The following is a 3,559-nucleotide window of genomic DNA, read 5'->3' as shown; positions in this document are numbered from 1 at the left end:
GATCCGCCGAGCGCCAGAACCCGACCCATCCGGTTGATGTCGGAATGAAAGTCGAAGTAGTCCTCGTTGAACTTCACGCCTGTGGTCATGTTCAGAACCTGCCGGATCGTCACCCCGTCATAGGCTGAGCCTTTCAGGTCGGGCACGTATTGCACGACCGGATCGTCAAGCGAGGCGATGTCGCCGTCTTCCAGCACTGTCCCGAACAGCACCGAGAGAAAGCTCTTGGCCATCGACCAGCTGATCCGCCTGTCCTCGGGGCCGGTACCGTGGTGATAGCTCTCATGGACGATGCGGCCGCCTTTGAGAACCAGAAGGGCGGTGATGGCACGCTCCTCGATCCATGCGTCGGCGCCGTCCGGCAGCACCATCGCCGGGCCGTCCGGCAAGGGTGATACCGGGCCGCCGCCGCGTGGCAGAATGCGGCTTAGGAAGAGCTCATCCATATGGCTGAAATTGTGGGTGATCTTTTCTTCCGTGAAGAGCGAATTCACCGCCATCAGCCGGATAATCTCTTCGCGTTTCCAGATCGCAATAGCCGCTGCGACGACCAGCATCACAACGGCGATCTTGCCAGAAATCTTCAGGAATTTACGCATGAGGCCCCTCACCTGCGCGGCACAAAATCACCAACCCTGCGCATGGACAAGCGAAATTTATCGAAATCTATCAACCAGACGTTGCAATGGCGAACGTGTGTCGGAATCTACCTTTTGCTCCGGTGTCTTCGCGGATGCGGTTGGTGGATCGGTGGTTTTTGACGACCGGGGCGGGGCAGTGCGCAGCGCGACGGCATTGGCAAACCGCGCAGCATCGCCCGATGCGAGCGCCGAAGCGCCGTCAGAGATGCCGCGCATGAGATCGTCGAGCCAGTCCTGTTCGGCCTTGGCGAAATCAGACAGGACATAGGGCGCGACCCGGTCTTTGTGGCCGGGATGGCCGATGCCCAGCCGGACCCGCTGATAGGCCTCGCCGATATGCTGATGCAGCGAACGTAGCCCGTTGTGCCCGGCATGGCCGCCCCCCGACTTGACGCGGCATTTGCCGGGGGCAAGGTCCAGCTCATCATGAAAGACGGTCACATCGGCGGGGTCGAGCTTGTAGAACCGCATCGCCTCACCCACCGACTGGCCCGAGAGGTTCATGAAGGTTTCGGGTTTCAGAAGGATCACCCGTTCGGTCCCAAGGCGTCCTTCGCTGACCGACCCCTGAAACTTGCTGCGCCACGGGGCAAATCCGTGATCCCCGGCGATCCGGTCGATGGCCATGAAACCGATATTATGACGGTTGCCTGAATACTTAGCCCCGGGATTTCCGAGCCCAACAAAAAGCCGCATGATCCCCCCCTGCTTGCGCCGCCACCCTAGAACCGGCCCGGCGCCCATGCAACCAGGTCGCTTTGGGCCCCGCATGCGCAAGACTGTCAAGCTGAAGCGTTTCGCGTTAAACCTGAATCACCTAACGCTGCCTGAAATCAAAGATTTCAACGCGTTATGTGATGCGTTATGTTTCATGTTAAACGCGAAACGCTGTGGTGTTCAGCCGAGGTCACGGCCAGCCCGCCATCGTCTTCAGAAGCCGAGCACCGATGGCAGCCACAGGGATACCGCCGGGACGAAGGTGACGATCAGCAATGTCGCCAGCAGCGGCACCATGAAAGGAAGCGTTCCCAGGATCGTATCGCGCAGCGATACGCCACTTACCGAACTGAGCACATAAAGCACGATCCCCAATGGTGGCGAGAGGAGACCGATCATCAGGTTCAGTACCATGATCACCCCGAACTGGGTCGGATCGACCCCGGCGGATACCGCCACCGGCAAAAGGATCGGCGTCAGGATGGTGATCGCCGCAATCGCATCCAGAAAGCAGCCGACGATCAGCAGGAGAACATTGATCAGGAGCAGTATCACGATGACATTGTCGGTGAACCCGAATAGGGCGTTGGAAAAGTCATGGGCCACGCGCTCGGTCTTGATGATCCAGGCAAAGAGGCTTGCGGCGCTGACGATGAACAGGATCGACGCTGTCATCTCGGCCGAGTTTCTGGAGACGGACCAGATATCCTTGAAGCCGAGCGTGCGGTAGACAACTAGCCCAAGCGTCAGCGCATAGGCGGCTGCGGCAATTGCGGCCTCGGTCGGGGTGAAGACACCGCCAAGGATACCCCCGACGATGATGATGGGCGTCAGAAGCGAAAGGGACGCCTTGTTGAACGACGCCCCCACGGCGCCCCAGGCGAAATCTCCATCGCGCGGCAGATCCTGTTTGTGCACGATCCAGCGGACCATGGCCGCAAGACACAGCGCCATGACGATGCCGGGCAGGAAACCGGCAACAAAGAGCTTGCCTATGGACACATCGCCGACAAAGCCAAAAATGATCATTGGCAAAGACGGAGGGATGAGCGGCCCGACAATTGAACTTGCTGCTGTCAGACCGACCGAAAGGCGGTCTCCGTACCCACGGTCGCGCATTGCCTTGATCTCAATCGCGCCCAACCCGCCGGCATCGGCCACGGCCGCGCCGCTCATCCCCGCAAAGATCACGCTGGCTGCGATGTTGACGTAACAGATGCCCCCCCTGGCCCAGGCAAACAGCCTGGAGGCGAAATCGAAAATCCGGTCGGTGATGGCCGCGGAATTCATCAGGTTTCCGGCCAGAATGAAGAACGGGATCGCCAGCAGCGGGAAGCTGTCGATACCGCTTACCATCTGATGCATGATCACGGCCGAGGGCGTGTCGCTCAGCAGGATAAATACGACCGACCCCAATGCCATGGCGACGGCCACGGGGATACCGAGGACGATCATCAGAGTGACGACGAAAATCAGAAGAGTGGCAGCCATGTCAGGCGCCGCTGCCCGGGTTGGACCTGTCTGCATCCCCCTTCAGGGCGTGAACGAAATAGTGGAGCGCTATGAACAGTAGCGATGCCGCACATATCCAGAAGATAACGCTCTTGGGCAGTTCGATGCTGCTCATCCGCAGTTTAGTGATCAGCGCGAACTGCATCGCCGTCCAACTGAGGAATACAAAGAACGCCGCTGTGCCAAGATCAATCAGGCGTATAACGGGTTTGAAGAGACGGACGGGAAGCATGTCGAGGATCAGGTCGACACGAATATGACTGCGCTTGCGTGCACACACGACAGCGCCGACATAGGTCAGCACGATCAGCATCATGCGCGCGACCTCTTCGGTCCAGCCGAGAGAGTCGTTCAGCACGTAACGTGTGAAGAACTGAAGTGCCACGACAAGAAACAGCGCCCACAACACCAGACACATCGCCCATTCATCAAGTCTGGACAGCAGCCTCATGTTTTCTGCCCTCCCGCAACGAAATGAGGCCCGCACATTTGACGTGTTGTGCGGGCCTCAGCGGTATCGCCTAACCAATCACTTATTGCCCAAGGGCAAGCAACTCTTCAATCTGGCGTGCTTCCCAGGGCCAGTCGCCCTCGAGAATCTTCGGCTTCACGATATCCGAGAACGCCTGGCGGTCCACGTCGTGGACTTCAATGCCCTGTTCGCGGAACCAGTCTGCCAGCTCCTTTTC

At 59.0% G+C, this 3,559-nt stretch carries 4 protein-coding genes; all 4 read right to left on the bottom strand.

Going from position 1 to position 3,559, the window contains the following annotated elements:
• Positions 1-599 (bottom strand): serine hydrolase (locus tag WBB85_RS22175; RefSeq protein ID WP_432640740.1); only part of this gene is annotated, 599 nt, incomplete at its 3' end.
• A 57-nt stretch (positions 600-656) separates the two neighbouring features.
• Entirely contained in the window at positions 657-1,337 is a 681-nt protein-coding gene (gene pth / locus WBB85_RS22170; protein ID WP_432640739.1) for an aminoacyl-tRNA hydrolase, read from the bottom strand.
• A gap of 234 nt (positions 1,338-1,571) precedes the next feature.
• Complete coding sequence (locus tag WBB85_RS22165) at positions 1,572-2,849, bottom strand: TRAP transporter large permease (protein ID WP_432640738.1); 1,278 nt, start codon at positions 2,847-2,849, stop codon at positions 1,572-1,574.
• A gap of 1 nt (position 2,850) precedes the next feature.
• The gene (locus WBB85_RS22160; protein WP_432640737.1) at positions 2,851-3,321 is read right to left on the bottom strand and encodes a TRAP transporter small permease; all 471 of its coding nucleotides are present in this window, start codon (positions 3,319-3,321) and stop codon (positions 2,851-2,853) included.
• Positions 3,322-3,559 lie beyond the last annotated feature (238 nt).

Origin of the sequence: Albidovulum sp., assembly GCF_049646345.1 — a bacterium.
Classification (GTDB): domain Bacteria; phylum Pseudomonadota; class Alphaproteobacteria; order Rhodobacterales; family Rhodobacteraceae; genus Albidovulum.
This window is presented reverse-complemented; position numbering and strand designations above follow the sequence as displayed.